General features: G+C 58.8%; 17 protein-coding genes. All 17 read left to right on the forward strand.

All coding sequences use genetic code 11. The features are described 5' to 3' along the window. The first annotated feature begins 1 nt into the window (after window position 1). The 17 genes from U5L73_RS05895 to hisD all read left to right on the forward strand — a co-directional run bounded on the left by U5L73_RS05895 (window position 2) and on the right by hisD (window position 17,306). The gene (locus tag U5L73_RS05895; RefSeq protein WP_322561475.1) at window positions 2-916 is read left to right on the forward strand and encodes an SAM-dependent methyltransferase; all 915 of its coding nucleotides are present in this window, start codon (window positions 2-4) and stop codon (window positions 914-916) included. A 47-nt stretch (window positions 917-963) separates the two neighbouring features. Further along, entirely contained in the window at window positions 964-1,434 is a 471-nt protein-coding gene (locus tag U5L73_RS05900) for a hypothetical protein (RefSeq protein WP_322561476.1), read from the forward strand. Window positions 1,435-1,520: 86 nt separating this feature from the next. Continuing rightward, window positions 1,521-2,297 carry an MBL fold metallo-hydrolase gene (locus U5L73_RS05905; protein ID WP_322561477.1) on the forward strand — a complete coding sequence of 259 codons (777 nt, stop codon included), beginning with the start codon at window positions 1,521-1,523 and terminating at the stop codon, window positions 2,295-2,297. A 39-nt stretch (window positions 2,298-2,336) separates the two neighbouring features. Then, the gene (locus U5L73_RS05910; RefSeq protein ID WP_322561478.1) at window positions 2,337-3,029 is read left to right on the forward strand and encodes a transposase; all 693 of its coding nucleotides are present in this window, start codon (window positions 2,337-2,339) and stop codon (window positions 3,027-3,029) included. A 180-nt stretch (window positions 3,030-3,209) separates the two neighbouring features. Further along, the gene (locus U5L73_RS05915) at window positions 3,210-7,982 is read left to right on the forward strand and encodes a glutamate synthase-related protein (protein WP_322561479.1); all 4,773 of its coding nucleotides are present in this window, start codon (window positions 3,210-3,212) and stop codon (window positions 7,980-7,982) included. 34 nt (window positions 7,983-8,016) lie between these two features. Continuing rightward, on the forward strand, window positions 8,017-9,483 hold the full coding sequence (locus U5L73_RS05920; protein WP_322561480.1) for a glutamate synthase subunit beta: 1,467 nt from the start codon (window positions 8,017-8,019) through the stop codon (window positions 9,481-9,483). 56 nt (window positions 9,484-9,539) lie between these two features. Further along, the gene (locus U5L73_RS05925) at window positions 9,540-10,379 is read left to right on the forward strand and encodes an ABC transporter ATP-binding protein (RefSeq protein WP_322561481.1); all 840 of its coding nucleotides are present in this window, start codon (window positions 9,540-9,542) and stop codon (window positions 10,377-10,379) included. Continuing rightward, window positions 10,376-11,158, forward strand: a complete 783-nt coding sequence (gene mlaE / locus U5L73_RS05930; protein ID WP_322561482.1) for a lipid asymmetry maintenance ABC transporter permease subunit MlaE — start codon at window positions 10,376-10,378, stop codon at window positions 11,156-11,158. The genes U5L73_RS05925 and mlaE overlap by 4 nt, the downstream gene beginning before the upstream one ends. 9 nt (window positions 11,159-11,167) lie before the next feature. Next, window positions 11,168-11,647, forward strand: a complete 480-nt coding sequence (mlaD, locus tag U5L73_RS05935; RefSeq protein ID WP_322561483.1) for an outer membrane lipid asymmetry maintenance protein MlaD — start codon at window positions 11,168-11,170, stop codon at window positions 11,645-11,647. Then, window positions 11,644-12,357 carry a VacJ family lipoprotein gene (locus U5L73_RS05940; protein ID WP_322561484.1) on the forward strand — a complete coding sequence of 238 codons (714 nt, stop codon included), beginning with the start codon at window positions 11,644-11,646 and terminating at the stop codon, window positions 12,355-12,357. Before mlaD ends, U5L73_RS05940 begins: the two co-directional genes overlap by 4 nt. Window positions 12,358-12,467: 110 nt before the next feature. Next, window positions 12,468-13,067, forward strand: a complete 600-nt coding sequence (locus tag U5L73_RS05945) for an ABC transporter substrate-binding protein (RefSeq protein WP_322561934.1) — start codon at window positions 12,468-12,470, stop codon at window positions 13,065-13,067. Window position 13,068: 1 nt separating this feature from the next. Then, window positions 13,069-13,335, forward strand: a complete 267-nt coding sequence (locus U5L73_RS05950; protein WP_322561485.1) for an STAS domain-containing protein — start codon at window positions 13,069-13,071, stop codon at window positions 13,333-13,335. A 29-nt stretch (window positions 13,336-13,364) separates the two neighbouring features. Continuing rightward, entirely contained in the window at window positions 13,365-14,291 is a 927-nt protein-coding gene (locus U5L73_RS05955) for an ABC transporter ATP-binding protein (RefSeq protein WP_322561486.1), read from the forward strand. Continuing rightward, entirely contained in the window at window positions 14,288-15,043 is a 756-nt protein-coding gene (locus U5L73_RS05960; RefSeq protein WP_322561487.1) for an ABC transporter permease, read from the forward strand. The genes U5L73_RS05955 and U5L73_RS05960 overlap by 4 nt, the downstream gene beginning before the upstream one ends. A gap of 7 nt (window positions 15,044-15,050) precedes the next feature. Then, window positions 15,051-15,293, forward strand: coding sequence for a BolA family protein (locus U5L73_RS05965; RefSeq protein WP_322561488.1), 243 nt, complete (start codon window positions 15,051-15,053; stop codon window positions 15,291-15,293). Between the two features lie 38 nt (window positions 15,294-15,331). Beyond that, window positions 15,332-15,970 (forward strand): ATP phosphoribosyltransferase, encoded by a 639-nt coding sequence (hisG, locus tag U5L73_RS05970; RefSeq protein WP_322561935.1) that lies wholly within the window; start codon window positions 15,332-15,334, stop codon window positions 15,968-15,970. A gap of 19 nt (window positions 15,971-15,989) precedes the next feature. After that, window positions 15,990-17,306 carry a histidinol dehydrogenase gene (gene hisD / locus U5L73_RS05975; RefSeq protein ID WP_322561489.1) on the forward strand — a complete coding sequence of 439 codons (1,317 nt, stop codon included), beginning with the start codon at window positions 15,990-15,992 and terminating at the stop codon, window positions 17,304-17,306. Window positions 17,307-17,321: the final 15 nt, after the last annotated feature.

Consider the following 17,321-nt stretch of genomic DNA (forward strand, 5'->3'; position numbering starts at 1 on the left):
TATGAAAAAAAATAAGGTATCCCCCGGTCAAAGCGGTGCGCCAGCGTTGCCTGAAGGGCAAATCCCGGAGATCCGCCCCGGCCAATCGGTAGAGCTACTCAAAGAGCTTCACATCCTGACCCGTGACGGCAAGCTCAACCAAGATTCCCGTCGCAAGCTCAAGCAGGTCTATCACCTTTATCAGTTCATTGAAAAATTGATGAATGAGCTGCCGCAAACATCCGGCGGAAGCTTCACCCTGGCGGATCACGGCGCCGGTAAGTCGTATCTGGGCTTCATTCTTTACGACCTGTATTTCAAGCACCTCCCGCAGAGCCACCTGTATGGGATCGAAACCCGAGTCGAACTGGTCGATAAATCACGGGCTTTGGCTGACAAGCTGGGCTTTGGCCGCATGAGCTTTTTGAACGTCAGCGTGGAGGCGGCGACACAGCTTGAAGAGTTACCCAAAACCTTTGACGTAGTTACAGCCCTCCATGCTTGCGACACCGCCACGGACGATGCGATTGCGTTCGGGTTGGAAAAGCGGGTCAAAGCGTTCGTGTTGGTGCCATGCTGCCAAGCAGAGTTGGCCCGCCATTTGAGCCAAAGCAAGGCGCTCAGTTTAACGCGCACACCTCTTGCCGAACTATGGCGCCACCCTTTGCACACTCGTGAAATGGGTAGCCAGCTCACGAATGTCTTGCGCTGTTTGTACCTCGAAGCCCATGGCTATCAGGTAACTGTCACAGAGCTGGTAGGCTGGGAGCACAGCATGAAAAACGAATTGATTCTGGCGCGCTACACCGGTCAAAAGAAGCGGCAGGCGGCCGAGCGTTTGAAATCCATCTTGCAAGAATTCGGACTTCTGGCCCTGCTTGACACACGGTTTACATTGCCCATGGACAATCAGGCTGACAACGGATCCGGGGCCTGAGGCGTTAGTTGGCCTTGAGCGACATGTTTTGCAAATTGGAGATTGTTATGAAGCAGTGGTTGAAATGGATTGGTATCAGTGCCACGGTGGGCTTGTTGGGGGCATGTGCAAGCAGCAGCCCTGATGTGATTCAGCGTGGCGATTCCCAACGCTTGGCGCAAGTTCAGGGTGGGGTCGTGTTGTCCATTCGCAATGTCGTGGTGGATGGCAACCAGTCCGGCGTGGGCGCCGCGGTAGGCGGAGTCGTGGGGGCCATTGGGGGCTTCAGCGGCAGTGGTGTGCAGCGCGAAGCGCAAGTACTTGGCGTACTTGCGGGCGTAGCCGGCGCAGCCGCAGGTAATGCGATTGAGCGATTCTCCACCAAGGAAGAAGCGGTTGAAATCCTGGTGCAACTGAAAAACGGCGACCGCCGCGCCATTGTTCAGGCCAAAGGCGGTGAGCAGTTGGTGGCTGGGGATCCTGTGGTATTGGTAACAACCGGCTCCAAAGTCCGCGTTACCAAGGCGCCCAAGAATTGATTTGAATCAGAGCCTTCGCGGGCGATAGATTTCACAATGGGGTTTTGAATGGGCGCATCAGCGCCCATTTTTCATAGGGCACCCTCATGGCAATTGAACTCTTCAAAAGTCCGCAGCATTGCTGCATCATGTTTTCCGATCTGGTGACCGACGAGGCAGAGGCGGTACAGGCCAATCAGTTTCTCATTGTCAATCACGGTCAGGCAGCCATCATTGACCCCGGCGGCAACATGACGTTCAACGCGCTGAATCTCACGATGCGTGAATATGTGGCGCCTCAGCATCTGGACTACATCATTGCTTCGCATGCGGATCCGGACATCATCGCGTCCCTAGATCGCTGGATGACGTCCACTTCTGCAAAGCTACTGATCTCCCAGCTATGGGCGCGGTTTGCACCACATTTCTGCAAAGTCGGGAAGACCGAAGATCGCATCACACCGATCCCCGACGAGGGCGGTATCTTGCGCTTGGGCAACTCGGAGCTCTTGTTGCTACCTGCCCACTTCATGCATGCTGAAGGAAATTTCCAGTTTTACGACCCGATCAGCAAAATCCTGTTTTCAGGTGATTTGGGCGTATCCATGGTGGGTGGGCAGGATGCCAAGCGCTCTATAAATAGCTTACACCCCATGCCCGCGGGAATGGAGGCATTCCACCGGCGGTACATGGTGAGCAACAAAATTCTAAAGCTGTGGGTCAAGATAGTGCGCGCGTTGGATATCCGGATGATTGCCCCGCAGCACGGCGCTCCCTTGGTGGGGCCGGCGATACCGCAGTTGTTGGACTGGCTGGAGAACCTTTCCTGTGGCATTGATTTGATGGGCGCTCCCCAGTACCAATTGCCGGTTCGTGCCTTGTAGTTTCGATAGAGGGGCGGGTATCCGCTACGATTCTCCACCATGGCACGACTTCCAAGACTATCGATTGCAGGGCACTTGCACCACGTATTACAGCGCGGGGCCCATGGCCAAGCGGTCTGCCGGGATACTGAGGATTTCGAAGCGTTTTTGACCGCGATTTACACCGCCGCCGAGGCATACAACGTTGCAGTGCATGGCTATGTGGTCTTGGCAGACCATTTCCATTTGCTAGTGACGCCCGCAAGTGCAGAGGGCTTGCCGGGCTTGATGCAGGCCTTGGGCCGGAGCTATGTCAGGTACTTCAATAGCAAATACGACCGTCGCGGTACCCTGTGGGAAGGCCGGTTTAAATCCGCAGTGCTGGAGCCGCGCTATTTACTACCGGTGTTGACCTACTTCGATACCCATGCCATGCGGCATGGTGAAGGGGCAACGTCGGCGGACTATGCATGGTCGACCCATGCCCATTACAGCGGTGCCCGGGTGGACAAGCGCATCGCGACACATCCGGCGTATTGGGGTTTAGGCAATACCCCGTTTGCCCGGGAAGCCCAGTACCAAGCGGCAGTGCAAGAGGGCCTCAATTCAGTGCAATTGGGTGAAATTACTGACGCGGTGATCGGTGGATGGGCCCTGGGAGATGCCGCTTTTGTCGCAGATTTGCAAAAAAGCAGCGCCCGTAGACTCACCAAAAAGGCCCCTGGTCGGCCAGCTCTTCGCGTTAATTCTTAGCCAAATAGGGCTTAGGCTCAAATAAATAAAGCACCTATTGCTATCAAATTGATTTGGCCCCAATAAGTTTGGGCACCAATCCGGATTAATTTAAACGGGGTCAGACCCCATTTAAAAATCTTGGCACTTTTGTTGCATTGCAGTATTCTCCAACTCCATTGCAATTTTCAGGAGTGCGCCATGACCACGGCAGCCGAAATCCAATATCTCAAAGACCACGGTTTGTATTCCAACGCGAATGAGCACGATGCCTGCGGCGTCGGTTTTGTCGCGCACATCCGGGGCGAGAAGAGCCATGACATCGTCAAGAATGCACTCAAGATCCTCGAAAACTTGGACCATCGCGGCGCAGTAGGCGCAGACGCACTGATGGGCGATGGCGCCGGTATCTTGATTCAGTTGCCTGATGCGCTGTACCGCGAAGAAATGGCCAAGCAAGGCGTGACCTTGCCGCCCCAAGGCGAATACGGCGTCGGCATGATTTTCCTGCCCAAAGAGCACGCCTCCCGCCTCGCTTGCGAGCAGGAAATGGAACGCGCGATCAAGGCCGAAGGCCAAGTGCTGTTGGGTTGGCGCGATGTGCCGGTGAACCGCGATATGCCCATGTCGCCCACCGTGCGCGCCAAAGAACCCATCCTGCGTCAAGTCTTCATCGGCCGTGGCAACGACGTGATCGTGCAAGACGCGCTGGAGCGCAAGCTGTACGTCATCCGCAAGACCGCCAGCGCCAACATCCAGGCACTGGGCCTGACCCACTCTAAAGAGTATTACGTGCCCAGCATGTCCAGCCGCACCGTGGTCTACAAGGGCCTGCTGCTGGCCGACCAGGTGGGTGTTTACTTTAAGGATCTGGAAGACACCCGTTGCGTGTCGGCTTTGGGGCTGGTGCACCAGCGGTTTTCCACCAACACCTTCCCCGAATGGCCATTGGCTCACCCCTACCGCTATGTGGCCCACAACGGTGAAATCAACACCGTTAAAGGCAACTACAACTGGATGAAGGCCCGCGAAGGCGTGATGTCTTCCCCCGTGTTGGCTGCAGATCTGCAAAAGCTGTACCCCATCAGCTTTGCAGACCAGTCCGACACCGCCACCTTCGACAACTGCCTTGAGCTGTTGACCATGGCGGGCTACCCCATCAGCCAGGCCGTGATGATGATGATCCCCGAGCCGTGGGAGCAGCACACCACCATGGACGAGCGCCGCAAGGCCTTCTACGAATACCACGCTGCCATGATGGAGCCATGGGATGGTCCGGCCTCGATCGTGTTCACCGATGGCCGTCAGATCGGCGCCACCTTGGACCGCAATGGCCTGCGTCCTTCCCGCTACTGCATCACCGATGACGACTTGGTCATCATGGGCTCCGAGTCCGGCGTGTTGCCGGTGCCTGAAAACAAAATCGTGCGTAAGTGGCGCTTGCAGCCCGGCAAGATGTTCCTGATCGACTTGGAGCAAGGCCGCATGATCGATGACGAGGAGCTCAAAGCCAGCCTCGCCAACAGCAAGCCTTACAAGCAGTGGATCGAGAATCTGCGTATCAAGTTGGACAACGTCACCTTCGACGAGCGCCGTACCGACAGCGCTTTGTCTGCTGTGGTGGCGGGTGTCGAACCCAAGCGCATCACCGACCAGGTGAGCTTGCTGGACCGCCAACAAGCCTTCGGTTTCACCCAAGAAGACTTGAAGTTCCTGATCGCGCCCATGGCGGCAGCTGGTGAAGAGGCGATTGGCTCCATGGGCAACGACAGCCCCTTGGCGGTGTTGTCTGATAAAAACAAGCCGCTCTACAGCTACTTCAAGCAGCTGTTCGCGCAGGTGACCAACCCGCCGATCGACCCGATCCGCGAAGCGATCGTGATGTCGCTGGTGTCTTTCATTGGCCCGAAGCCCAACCTGTTGGACATCAACCAGGTGAACCCGCCCATGCGCCTGGAGGTGAGCCAGCCAGTGCTGGACTTTGCCGACATGGCCAAGGTGCGCAATATCGAGCACCACACCCAAGGCAAGTTCCGCAGTTACACCCTCGACATCACCTATCCGCTGTCTTGGGGTCATGAAGGCGTCGAAGCCAAGCTGGCTTCCTTGTGCGCCGAGGCGGTTGACGCCATCAAGAGCGGCAACAACATTCTGATCATCAGCGACCGCAGCATCAGCGCCACGCAGGTTGCTATTCCTGCGCTGTTGGCCCTGTCTTCTATTCACCAGCATCTGGTGCGCGAAGGCCTGCGCACCACAGCAGGTCTGGTGGTCGAAACCGGTACTGCCCGCGAAGTGCACCACTTCGCAGTGTTGGCCGGCTACGGTGCAGAAGCCGTGCACCCCTACCTCGCGATGGAAACCCTGCAAAGCATCCATAAAGAGCTGCCGGGCGACCTGAGCGCTGAAAAGGCCATCTACAACTACATCAAGGCGATTGGCAAGGGCCTGTCCAAGATCATGTCCAAAATGGGCGTGTCGACTTACATGTCGTACTGCGGTGCCCAGTTGTTTGAGGCCATCGGCCTGAATACCGAGACGATCGACAAGTACTTCACCCGCACCCCGAGCAAGGTGGAGGGCATTGGTGTCTTCGAGATTGCTGAAGAAGCGATCCGCATGCACAAGCTCGCCTTCGGCGACAGCCCTGTGCTGGCCAACGCCTTGGATGCCGGCGGCGAATACGCATGGCGCACCCGCGGTGAAGACCACATGTGGACCCCGGATGCGATTGCCAAACTGCAGCACTCCACCCGCGCCAACAACTGGAATACGTACAAAGAATACGCTCAGATCATCAACGACCAGTCCAAGCGCCACCTGACGCTGCGCGGCCTGTTCGAGTTCAAGGTGGATCCTGCCAAGGCGATTCCACTGGAAGAAGTCGAATCCGCCAAGGAAATCGTCAAGCGTTTTGCGACCGGCGCCATGTCCTTGGGCTCCATCTCCACCGAAGCCCACGCAACATTGGCAGTAGCCATGAACCGCATCGGCGGCAAGAGCAACACCGGCGAGGGTGGTGAAGACGCTGCACGTTATCGCAACGAACTCAAAGGTATCCCGATCAAGCAGGGCGACAGCCTCAAGAGCGTGATCGGCGTCGAGAACGTGGAGGTGGACCTGCCTTTGCTGGCCGGCGACTCCCTGCGCAGCCGCATCAAGCAAGTAGCGTCCGGCCGTTTCGGTGTGACCGCCGAATACCTGTCCAGTGCTGACCAAATCCAAATTAAGATGGCCCAGGGCGCTAAGCCCGGCGAAGGTGGTCAGTTGCCTGGTGGCAAGGTTTCTGAGTACATCGGCAAGCTGCGTCACTCGGTGCCCGGTGTGGGCCTGATTTCGCCCCCTCCACACCACGATATTTACTCCATCGAGGACTTGGCCCAGCTGATTCACGACTTGAAGAACGTGGCGCCGCACTCCGGCATTAGCGTCAAGCTGGTGTCTGAAATCGGTGTGGGCACCATCGCTGCCGGCGTTGCCAAGTGCAAGGCTGACCACGTGGTGATCGCAGGCCACGATGGTGGTACCGGCGCTTCGCCGTGGTCCTCCATCAAGCATTGCGGCAGCCCTTGGGAAATCGGTTTGGCCGAAACCCAGCAGACCTTGGTGCTGAACCGCTTGCGCAGCCGCATTCGCGTGCAGGCTGACGGCCAGATGAAGACCGGCCGCGACGTCGCCATCGGCGCCTTGTTGGGTGCGGATGAGTTCGGCTTCGCTACCGCACCGCTGGTGGTGGAAGGCTGCATCATGATGCGCAAGTGCCACCTGAACACCTGCCCCGTGGGCGTGGCAACACAAGACCCCGTGTTGCGAGCCAAGTTCTCCGGCAAGCCAGAGCATGTGGTGAACTACTTCTTCTTCATTGCTGAAGAAGTCCGCCAGATCATGGCCCAGCTGGGCATCCGCAAGTTCGACGACATGATCGGCCGTTCCGACCTGCTTGACACCCGCAAGAGCATCGAGCACTGGAAGGCGCAAGGCCTGGATTTCAGCCGGCTGTTTGCCCAACCCAACGTGCCTGCCGACGTGCCACGCTTCCAGGTGCTGGAGCAGGACCACGGCTTGGAGAAGGCCTTGGACAATGTACTGATCGCCAAGAGCCGCGCTGCTATCGACAAGGGTGAGAAGGTCCAGTTCATGGAGCGTGCCCGTAACGTGAACCGTTCCGTGGGCGCCATGCTTTCCGGTGCGGTGACCAAGGTGCACCCCGAGGGCTTGCCGGATGACACCATCCGCATCCAGCTCGAAGGCACAGGCGGCCAGTCCTTCGGCGCCTTTCTGGCCAAGGGCATTACCCTGTATCTGATTGGTGACGCCAACGACTACACCGGCAAGGGCCTCTCCGGCGGCCGTGTGGTGGTGCGCCCTAGCATCGACTTCCGCGGTGACGCCATCAGTAACACCATCGTGGGTAACACCGTTATGTACGGTGCGACTACGGGTGAAGCGTTCCTTAGCGGCGTGGCAGGCGAGCGCTTTGCGGTTCGCTTGTCTGGCGCTACTGCGGTGGTCGAGGGTACTGGCGACCACGGTTGCGAGTACATGACCGGCGGCACCGTAGCTGTGTTGGGTAAAACCGGCCGCAACTTTGCAGCGGGTATGAGCGGCGGTATCGCCTACGTGTACGACGAAGACGGCCAATTCGCCAAGCGCTGCAACACTGCCATGGTCAGCCTCGAGAAGGTGTTGACTGCGGCTGAACAAGCTACTGCGATGGACAGAGCGGTCTGGCACCGTGGTGAGTCGGATGAAGCCCAGCTCAAGAAGCTGCTCGAAGACCACAACCGCTGGACCGGTAGCAAGCGTGCACGCGAGTTGTTGGACAACTGGGAAGTGTCCCGCGCCAAGTTCGTGAAGGTATTTCCCAATGAGTACAAGCGTGCTCTGGGTGAGATTCATGCACGTAAATCGGCATCAGCGCCCGCCAAGTCTGCGGATGCTGCTACAAAAAAAGAAGCAGCCGCAGCCAAGTAAGGCCGGTCTGATCTAACGTACAAGGACATACATCATGGGAAAAGTCACTGGCTTCATGGAGTTTGAGCGCATCGAAGAGGGCTACAAGCCCGTTGTTGAGCGCTTGAAAAACTACAAAGAGTTCGTTATCGGTTTGGACGATGCACAGGCCAATAAGCAAGCCGCGCGCTGCATGGACTGCGGCACGCCGTTTTGCAACAACGGCTGCCCGGTCAACAACATCATTCCTGACTTCAACGACCTCGTCTTCCGCAAAGATTGGAAGGCCGCGATCGACACACTGCACAGCACCAACAACTTCCCTGAGTTCACCGGTCGCATCTGCCCCGCACCTTGCGAGGCAGCCTGCACCTTGAACGTCAACGAAGAGGCAGTGGGCATCAAGTCGATCGAGCACGCCATCATCGACCGCGCCTGGCACGAAGGCTGGGTGAAGCCCCAGCCCGCAACCGTCAAGACCGGTAAAAAAGTGGCCGTGGTCGGCTCCGGCCCCGCGGGCATGGCTGCGGCCCAGCAGTTGGCCCGCGTAGGGCACGATGTGACCTTGTTCGAGAAGAACGACCGCATCGGCGGCCTGCTGCGTTACGGCATTCCTGACTTCAAGATGGAAAAGACCCACATCGACCGCCGCGCTGAGCAACTGGTCGCTGAAGGCGTCACCATCCGCACCGGCGTGCTCGTGGGTGACATGCCCAAGGGTTCCAAAGTTACCAACTGGGCCAAGGAAACCATTTCCCCCGAGCAGCTCAAGAAGGATTTCGACGCGGTGCTGCTGACCGGCGGCTCCGAGCAGTCCCGCGATCTGCCGGTGCCCGGCCGCGAACTCGACGGTGTGCACTTCGCGATGGAGTTTTTGCCCCAGCAAAACAAGGTCAATGCCGGCGATAAGCTCAAGAACCAGCTGCGCGCTGACGGCAAGCACGTCATCGTCATTGGCGGTGGCGACACCGGCTCTGACTGCGTGGGCACCTCCAACCGCCACGGCGCGGTCAGCGTGACCCAGTTTGAGGTGATGCCCGAGCCACCGGCTGAAGAAAACCGCCCTATGACCTGGCCCTACTGGCCGCTGAAGTTGCGCACCAGCTCCAGCCATGAAGAAGGTTGCGAGCGTGTGTTCTCCATCTCGACCAAAGAGTTCATCGGCGAAAAAGGCAAGGTCACGGGTCTCAAGACCGTGCAAGTCGAATTCAAAGACGGCAAGTTGGTCGATGTGCCCGGCACAGAAAAAGTACTCAAGGTCGACCTCGTCTTGCTGGCCATGGGCTTTGTGAACCCGGTGGCGACAGTGCTGGAGTCCTTTGGTATCGACAAAGATGGGCGTGGAAACGCCAAGGCTACAACCGATTTCACAGGCGGCTACGCGACTAATGTGCCCAAGGTGTTTGCCGCGGGCGACATCCGCCGCGGCCAATCGTTGGTGGTCTGGGCGATCCGTGAAGGCCGTCAAGCAGCCCGTGCGGTGGATGAGTTCCTGATGGGCTTTACCGAGCTGCCACGCTGATAAGGGTTTTCCCCCTTATCATTCCAAGGCCGGGCACATCCCGGCCTTCTTGCTTTATGGCTCCAACATCTTCTACAGCTCTGGTTGAATTGAATAACGTTTCCTTCGGGTATGGGGAGCGTCGCATTCTCGACGGCATCAGCCTGACGGTCCCTCGTGGCAAAGTCACTGCGCTGATGGGAGCCTCAGGAGGCGGAAAAACCACCGTGCTTCGCCTGATCGGCGGGCAATATCGCGCTCAAGGCGGGCAAGTGCTTCTCCATGGCGCCCCGGGCGAGGGTGCCAGCCAGGACATCACTCGGATGAACACCGCGGAGCTGTATGCCGCCCGCCGGCGCATGGGCATGCTGTTTCAGTTTGGAGCCTTGTTCACTGACTTGAGTGTGTTTGACAACGTGGCCTTTCCGCTGCGTGAGCACACCACATTGCCCGAGGCCCTGATCCGCGACATCGTGTTAATGAAGCTCAACGCCGTCGGCCTGCGGGGTGCCAGGGACTTGATGCCGTCCGAAGTGTCTGGCGGCATGGCCCGCCGCGTCGCGCTGGCTCGTGCTATCGCCTTGGACCCCGAGTTGGTGATGTATGACGAGCCGTTTGCAGGTTTGGACCCGATTTCGCTGGGTACCGCCGCCCGCCTGATCCGCCAACTCAACGATGCAATGGGCCTGACCAGCATTGTGGTGTCGCACGATCTGGAAGAAACCTTCCACATCGCAGACCAAGTCATTATTTTGGCCAACGGCAAAATTGCGGCACAAGGCACGCCCCAAGAGGTGCGCGACAGTGTCGATCCTTTGGTCCATCAGTTCGTAAACGCGCTCCCCGAAGGTCCGGTGCGCTTCCATTACCCCGCAGCCCCTGTGGATGCGGATTTTTCTGTCGGGGCCCCTTCATGAAGTTCTTGCAACCGGCTGAATTGGGTTATGCCGTGCGCAGCGCGCTGGCGGATGCGGGTGCGGGTGCCCGCTTGTTCTTCCGATTGGTCGCCTCCTTGGGGGCGGTGTTGCGCCGTCCGGCGTTGTTGCGCGACCAGATTCACTTCATGGGCAACTACTCGTTGGCCATCATTGCGGTGTCGGGCGTTTTTGTGGGCTTCGTGATGGGCTTGCAGTACTACTATGGCCTGCAGCGCTTTGGCGCTGCAGACTCAGTGGGAATGCTGATCAGCCTGAGCCTGGTGCGAGAGTTTGGCCCGGTGCTGACTGCGCTGTTGTTTGCCGGCCGTGCGGGCACTTCGCTCACCGCAGAAATCGGCCTCATGAAGGCGGGTGAACAGCTCAGCGCCATGGAGATGATGGCAGTGGACCCGGTGGCCCGTATTTTGGCGCCTCGGTTTTGGGGGGCTGTGATCGCCATGCCCATCCTTGCCGCCATATTTAGTGCCGTGGGCGTGCTGGGGGGCTGGGTGGTCAGCGTGCCCATGATCGGCATCGACTCCGGTGCTTTCTGGAGCCAGATGCAGAGTGGGGTGGATGCATGGGTTGACGTGGGCAATGGCATCATCAAAAGCGTAGTGTTCGGGTTTGCGGTCAGTTCTATTGCTTTATTGCAGGGGTTTGAGGCCCAGCCCACCCCTGAGGGTGTGGCCCGTGCCACAACCCGCACGGTGGTCGTGGCATCGCTCACCGTGTTGGCACTGGACTTTGTCCTGACCGCCATGATGTTTAGTATTTGAGGGTAGAAAATGCAGCGTTCAAAAAATGATGTGTGGGTGGGCGTGTTTGTGTTGCTCGGTGCTTTGGCGCTGGCGTTCTTGGCACTGCAGTCCGCCAATCTGTTGAGCTTCAGCGTAGACAAGGGTTACACAGTCACGGCCAAGTTTGACAACATCGGCGGACTCAAGCCCAAGGCTGCAGTCAAAAGTGCAGGGGTCGTGGTCGGCCGGGTGGAGTCCATCGGCTTTGATGACAAAACCTTCCAGGCCGAAGTGACCCTGTCGATGGACAAGAGCCACGCCTTCCCCAAAGATAGCTCACTCAAGATTTTGACCAGTGGCTTGCTAGGCGAACAGTACATCGGGATCGAAGCCGGCGCTGACAGCGCCAACCTTGCTGCCGGCGATGTCATCAGCACCACCCAAAGCGCGGTGGTGCTGGAGAACCTGATCAGCCAGTTCCTGTACAGCAAAGCGGCGGATGGCCCATCCGCCAAAGAGGCACCATGATGCGCCCGTCGATCCGCTGGATGGTGGGCATCGCCCTGGTGGCTTTGCTCCAAGGCTGCGCCACGGTTGCTAACCCTGACCCGCGCGACCCCTTGGAGTCCATCAATCGCACCGTGTTTGGCTTCAACGACGCGGTAGATCGCGCCGTGCTCAAGCCGGTGGCAACGGCCTATGTCAACACCGTGCCTGCCTTGGGGCGCAAGGGCATCAAGAATTTTTTCTCAAACCTGGACGATGTGTGGTCTACGGTCAACAATGCTTTGCAACTGCGGGGGCAAGCCTTTGGGGATAGCCTCGGGCGGGTGATGATCAACAGCACACTGGGTTTGGGCGGATTGGCCGATATCGCCAGCGATCTGAATATTGAAAAGCATCCTGCTAATTTCAATATCACGCTGGGACGATGGGGCGTCGGTGCCGGCCCTTATGTGGTGTTACCCCTGCTGGGGCCCTACACATTGCGCGAGGTAGGCGCCTTGCCGATCGACAACCGCGGCAATCTGGTGAACCAATTGGGCGACGAAGCAACCCGCGCTGGACTCACCGTGGTTGATTTAGTCGATACACGCGCCGGTTTTCTGGGGGCTGAAGATGTCGTGAGTGGTGCCGCGCTTGATCGCTACTCGTTTACCCGTGATGCGTATTTGCAGCGTCAGCGTTATCAGGTGTATGACGGCAATCCGCCCGACGAGGAACCCTCGGAGCCGTAAGGTCGTAGCTGTTTTTGTGCGTGGCGGTCCGCAAAAACGATAATCTGGCACTGTTAGAGGAAAAAGTAATGTTGAAAAAACGTGGTTTTTTAAGTGGCGCACTAGTGGTGATGGCGGCATTGGGTGGACTGGCCAGCAGCCCGGTCCATGCGGATGACGAGGCTCCCGATGCACTGATCAAGCGCCTCTCGGTTGACGTGTTGGACACCATCAAAGCCGACAAGACACTGCGTGCCGGCGACACCAGCAAAATTGTGGCCCTGGTCGATTCGCGCATCATGCCCAATGTGAACTTCCAGCGCATGACGGCCTCCGCCGTCGGGCCTGGTTGGCGCCAGGCGAGCCCCGAGCAGCAAAAGCGCTTGCAAGAGGAGTTCAAAACCCTGCTGGTGCGCACTTATGCCGGCGCATTGGCACAAGTCAGCGACCAAAGCATTGCCATGAAACCCCTGCGCGCCGCGCCTGAGGATAAAGAAGTGGTGGTTCGTACCGAAATCAAAGGGAAGGGTGATCCCATCCAGCTCGACTACCGCCTGGAGAAGACTCCGGGTGTCGGTGCCGGCTGGAAGATCTATAACCTGAACGTGTTGGGCGTGTGGCTGGTCGAGACTTATCGCAGCCAATTTGCCCAGCAGATCAATGCAAAAGGTGTGGATGGCCTCATCAGCGCCTTGACAGAACAAAACAAGGCGAACGCCAAGAAAGGCTGATGTGCTGCAACTACCCGCCACCATGACCCACGAGGTCGCACCCGCTTGTTTGTCAGAACTGCGTGACGGCCTGCAGCATGAAGCAGCGACTGTAGTGGTGGATGGCGAGCGTTTACAGCGCTTTGATTCTTCGGCCCTGGCCGTGTTGTTGGAGCTGCGGCGCGAGTGCGCTAAGGCCGGCAAGATGTTTGCGGTGCAAAAACTTCCCGCGCGCTTGCGCGACCTTGCTGCCCTGTACGGGATTGACGCCCTGCTCAAGCCCGCGTGAACGCGGCAGCGTAAAATTGCGGGTGCTTTATGCCCGCTATCTCCTTCCAATCTATCTCCAAGACGTATCCCTCGCCCAAGGGGCCGAAAGGCACCACCTTTAAGGCAGTCGATAACGTCAGTCTCAACATCGAAGAGGGCGAATTCTTCGGCCTCCTCGGTCCCAATGGAGCGGGCAAAACCACCTTGATCAGCATGCTGGCCGGCCTGTCCCGCCCCACCAGCGGCCATGTGCAAGTGCTCGGCAGCGATGTACAGACCGACTACGCCGACGCCCGCCGCAAACTGGGTGTGGTGCCGCAAGAGCTGGTGTTTGATCCGTTTTTCAATGTGCGCGAAATGCTGCGCATCCAGTCCGGCTACTTCGGTCTGAGAAACAACGACGCCTGGGTGGATGAGCTGCTCGAGGGCCTGGGCCTCGCCGACAAGGCCAATGCCAACATGCGCCAACTCTCCGGCGGCATGAAGCGCCGTGTGCTGGTGGCGCAGGCCTTGGTGCACAAACCTCCCGTCATCGTGCTGGACGAACCCACTGCGGGTGTAGATGTGGAGTTGCGCCAGACGCTGTGGCAATTCGTGGCAAACCTCAACAAACAGGGCAGTACCGTGTTGCTGACCACCCACTACCTGGAAGAGGCCGAAGCCTTGTGCGGGCGCATTGCCATGCTCAAGACGGGCCGCATTGTCGCGTTGGACAAAACCAGCGACCTGCTCAAGGCCGCCAGCAGCAATGTGCTGCGCTTCAAGACGGCCGATGCATTGCCAGCTGAGTTGGCCGCGCGCGCCCGTATCACCGGTCGTATCGTCCAGCTGCCTGCCAATAACGCGCTCGAGATCGAGAATTACCTGGCCGCAGTGCGCCAAGCCGGCGTCGCGGTGGAAGATGTGGAGATCCGCAAGGCAGACCTCGAAGACGTGTTCCTTGACATCATGAACAAGCAAGGAGCACACGCATGAACGGCTGGCAAACCCTGCTCTACAAAGAGACCTTGCGCTTCTGGAAGGTGGCGGCCCAAACCATCGCCGGGCCAGTGCTGACCGCCATGTTGTACCTGTTGATCTTCGGCCACGCGCTGGAAAGCCATGTGAAGGTGTACGACCAGGTCAGTTACACCGCCTTTTTAGTGCCCGGCTTGGCGATGATGAGCCTGCTGCAAAACGCGTTTGCCAACAGTTCGTCCTCGCTCATCATGAGCAAGGTCATGGGCAATCTGGTGTTTTTGTTGCTCACTCCGCTGTCGTATTTCAACTGGTTTGTGGCCTATGTGGGGGCCGCTGTGATTCGCGGCCTGGTGGTGGCTCTGGGCGTCTTTGTGGTGGCGGCTTTCTTCACCCCCATGAGCTATGCGGCGCCGGTGTGGATCTTGGTGTTCGCCTTTCTGGGCGCGACCCTGATGGCTGCGTTGGGGCTGATTGCCGGCTTGTGGGCTGAAAAGTTTGACCAGCTGGCCGCCTTCCAGAACTTTGTGGTGATGCCCATGACGTTCTTGAGCGGCGTGTTCTATTCCATCCATTCCCTGCCTGCTTTCTGGCAAGGCGTGAGCCACTTCAACCCGTTTTTCTACATGATCGACGGCTTCCGTTTCGGCTTCTTTGGCATCAGCGACGTGTCGCCGTGGATGAGCCTTGCTGTCGTCGGCGGCGCCACCGTGGCGGTGAGCCTGATCGCCCTTCAACTGCTGCGCAGCGGCTACAAAATCCGCAGCTGAGACTCTTATGACCGCAGACCAACTCCAAGCCCTCATCACCGCCGGCCTCGCCTGTGACCATTGCGCGCTCGAAGGCGATGGCCGCCACTGGTACGCCACCATCGTATCGCCTGAATTCGAAGGCAAACGCCTGGTGCAGCGCCAGCGCCTGGTGTACGCCACCTTGGGCAACCGCATGCAAACCGACGAGGTGCACGCCTTGTCCATGAAAACTTTCTCGCCCACCGAATGGGCAGCCCTGTCCGCCTGAGGCGCACGTAACTCCGAGAGCCCGCCATGAGCGCAGACATGATCACCCTGGCCCTGTCCAAAGGCCGCATTTTTGAAGAAACCGTACCGCTGCTCAAAGCCGCTGGCATTGAGGTGCTGGACGACCCCGAGAAGTCTCGTAAGCTGATTCTGGACACCAACCAGCCCAACGTGCGCGTGCTGGTGGTGCGGGCCACCGACGTGCCCACCTATGTGCAGTACGGTGGTGCCGACCTCGGTATTACCGGCAAAGACACTTTGCTGGAACACGGCAGCCAAGGCCTCTACCAACCGCTGGATTTGCAGATTGCCAAGTGCCGCATCAGCGTGGCGGTGCGGGCCGACTTTGATTACGCATCTGCCGTCAAGCAGGGCTCCCGCCTGAAAGTGGCTACCAAATACGTGGCCATCGCCCGCGAGTTTTTCGCCAGCAAGGGCGTGCACGTGGACTTGATCAAGCTCTACGGCAGCATGGAACTCGCACCCTTGGTCGGCTTGGCTGATGCGATTGTGGACCTGGTCTCCACCGGCAACACCCTCAAGGCCAACCACTTGGTCGAGGTAGAGCGCATCATGGACATCAGCTCCCGCTTGGTGGTGAATCAAGCTGCGCTCAAGCTCAAACAAGAACCCATCCGCAAGATCATCGACGCCTTTGCAGGCGCCGTAGGCCCCTAACTCCGGAAACTCATTTGCTATGACTTTTGTAGCTGCTCCCGCACGTTTATCAAGCGCTAGCGCCACTTTTGAGGCGGAATTCAAGGCGCGCCTGCATTGGTCTGCCGACACCGATGCCGCCATCGAGCAGCGCGTGGCTGACATCCTGGCCGACGTGCAGCAGCGCGGCGATGCGGCCGTGCTGGAGTACACCGCCCGTTTCGATGGCCTGAGCGCCACCGACATGAAGGCGCTGGAGCTGACCCAAGCCGAGCTCAAAGCCGCGTTTGACAGCATTCCCGCAGACCAGCGTGCTGCGCTGGAGGCGGCAGCCAAACGCGTGCGCAGCTACCACGAAGCACAAAAGAAAGCCTCCGGCGAAAGCTGGACCTATCGTGACGAAGACGGCACGCTCTTGGGCCAAAAAGTCACACCCTTGGACCGCGTGGGCATCTACGTGCCCGGCGGCAAAGCGGCTTACCCCAGCAGCGTGTTAATGAACGCCATCCCCGCCCACGTGGCCGGTGTGGGCGAAATCATCATGGTGGTTCCCACGCCCAAAGGCGAGAAAAATGCCCTAGTGCTGGCGGCTGCCTATGTGGCGGGCGTCACCCGTGCCTTCACCATTGGCGGCGCGCAAGCCGTGGCTGCCTTGGCCTACGGCACCGCCACCATTCCCGCTGTGCACAAGATTACCGGCCCCGGCAACGCCTATGTGGCCGCCGCCAAGCGCCGTGTGTTCGGCACTGTGGGCATCGACATGATTGCCGGTCCCAGCGAGATTCTGGTGCTGGCAGACGGCACCACACCGCCGGACTGGGTGGCCATGGATTTGTTCAGTCAGGCCGAGCACGACGAGCTGGCACAAAGCATTTTGCTGTGCCCGGACGCGGCCTACATCGAGCAAGTGCAACAGAGCATCAACCGGCTGCTGCCTGAAATGCCGCGCGCCGAGATCATTGCCAAAAGCCTCACCGGCCGTGGCGCACTGATCCAGACCCGCAGCATGGAAGAGGCCTGCGAGATCAGCAACCGCATTGCGCCCGAGCACTTGGAAGTGAGTAGCAACGACCCGCACAAATGGGAACCTTTGCTCAAGCACGCCGGTGCCATCTTTTTGGGCGCCTATACATCTGAAAGCCTGGGCGACTATTGCGCCGGCCCCAACCACGTGCTGCCCACCAGCGGCACCGCGCGTTTCAGCAGCCCGCTGGGGGTGTACGACTTCCAGAAGCGCAGCAGCTTGATTGAAGTGAGCGAGCAGGGCGCCCAAGCGCTGGGACAGATTGCTTCGGTACTCGCCCATGGCGAGGGCCTGCAAGCCCATGCACGTGCGGCGGAAATGCGATTGAAGTAAGAATGGGCGCATCAG

The sequence above is a fragment of the Rhodoferax sp. genome (assembly GCF_034520025.1).
In the GTDB taxonomy this organism is placed as follows: domain Bacteria; phylum Pseudomonadota; class Gammaproteobacteria; order Burkholderiales; family Burkholderiaceae_C; genus Allorhodoferax.

Bases quoted from the DNA above. Each gene is read 5' to 3' on its own strand.
- U5L73_RS05910 (WP_322561478.1), top strand. From the start codon at position 2,337: ATGGCACGACTTCCAAGACTATCGATTGCAGGGCACTTGCACCACGTA.
- U5L73_RS05960 (WP_322561487.1), top strand. From the start codon at position 14,288: ATGAACGGCTGGCAAACCCTGCTCTACAAAGAGACCTTGCGCTTCTGG.
- U5L73_RS05945 (WP_322561934.1), top strand. From the start codon at position 12,468: ATGGCGGCATTGGGTGGACTGGCCAGCAGCCCGGTCCATGCGGATGAC.
- hisG (WP_322561935.1), top strand. From the start codon at position 15,332: ATGATCACCCTGGCCCTGTCCAAAGGCCGCATTTTTGAAGAAACCGTA.
- U5L73_RS05895 (WP_322561475.1), top strand. From the start codon at position 2: ATGAAAAAAAATAAGGTATCCCCCGGTCAAAGCGGTGCGCCAGCGTTG.
- U5L73_RS05915 (WP_322561479.1), top strand. From the start codon at position 3,210: ATGACCACGGCAGCCGAAATCCAATATCTCAAAGACCACGGTTTGTAT.
- U5L73_RS05940 (WP_322561484.1), top strand. From the start codon at position 11,644: ATGATGCGCCCGTCGATCCGCTGGATGGTGGGCATCGCCCTGGTGGCT.
- U5L73_RS05925 (WP_322561481.1), top strand. From the start codon at position 9,540: ATGGCTCCAACATCTTCTACAGCTCTGGTTGAATTGAATAACGTTTCC.
- mlaD (WP_322561483.1), top strand. From the start codon at position 11,168: ATGCAGCGTTCAAAAAATGATGTGTGGGTGGGCGTGTTTGTGTTGCTC.
- U5L73_RS05905 (WP_322561477.1), top strand. From the start codon at position 1,521: ATGGCAATTGAACTCTTCAAAAGTCCGCAGCATTGCTGCATCATGTTT.
- U5L73_RS05955 (WP_322561486.1), top strand. From the start codon at position 13,365: ATGCCCGCTATCTCCTTCCAATCTATCTCCAAGACGTATCCCTCGCCC.
- mlaE (WP_322561482.1), top strand. From the start codon at position 10,376: ATGAAGTTCTTGCAACCGGCTGAATTGGGTTATGCCGTGCGCAGCGCG.
- U5L73_RS05965 (WP_322561488.1), top strand. From the start codon at position 15,051: ATGACCGCAGACCAACTCCAAGCCCTCATCACCGCCGGCCTCGCCTGT.
- U5L73_RS05900 (WP_322561476.1), top strand. From the start codon at position 964: ATGAAGCAGTGGTTGAAATGGATTGGTATCAGTGCCACGGTGGGCTTG.
- hisD (WP_322561489.1), top strand. From the start codon at position 15,990: ATGACTTTTGTAGCTGCTCCCGCACGTTTATCAAGCGCTAGCGCCACT.
- U5L73_RS05920 (WP_322561480.1), top strand. From the start codon at position 8,017: ATGGGAAAAGTCACTGGCTTCATGGAGTTTGAGCGCATCGAAGAGGGC.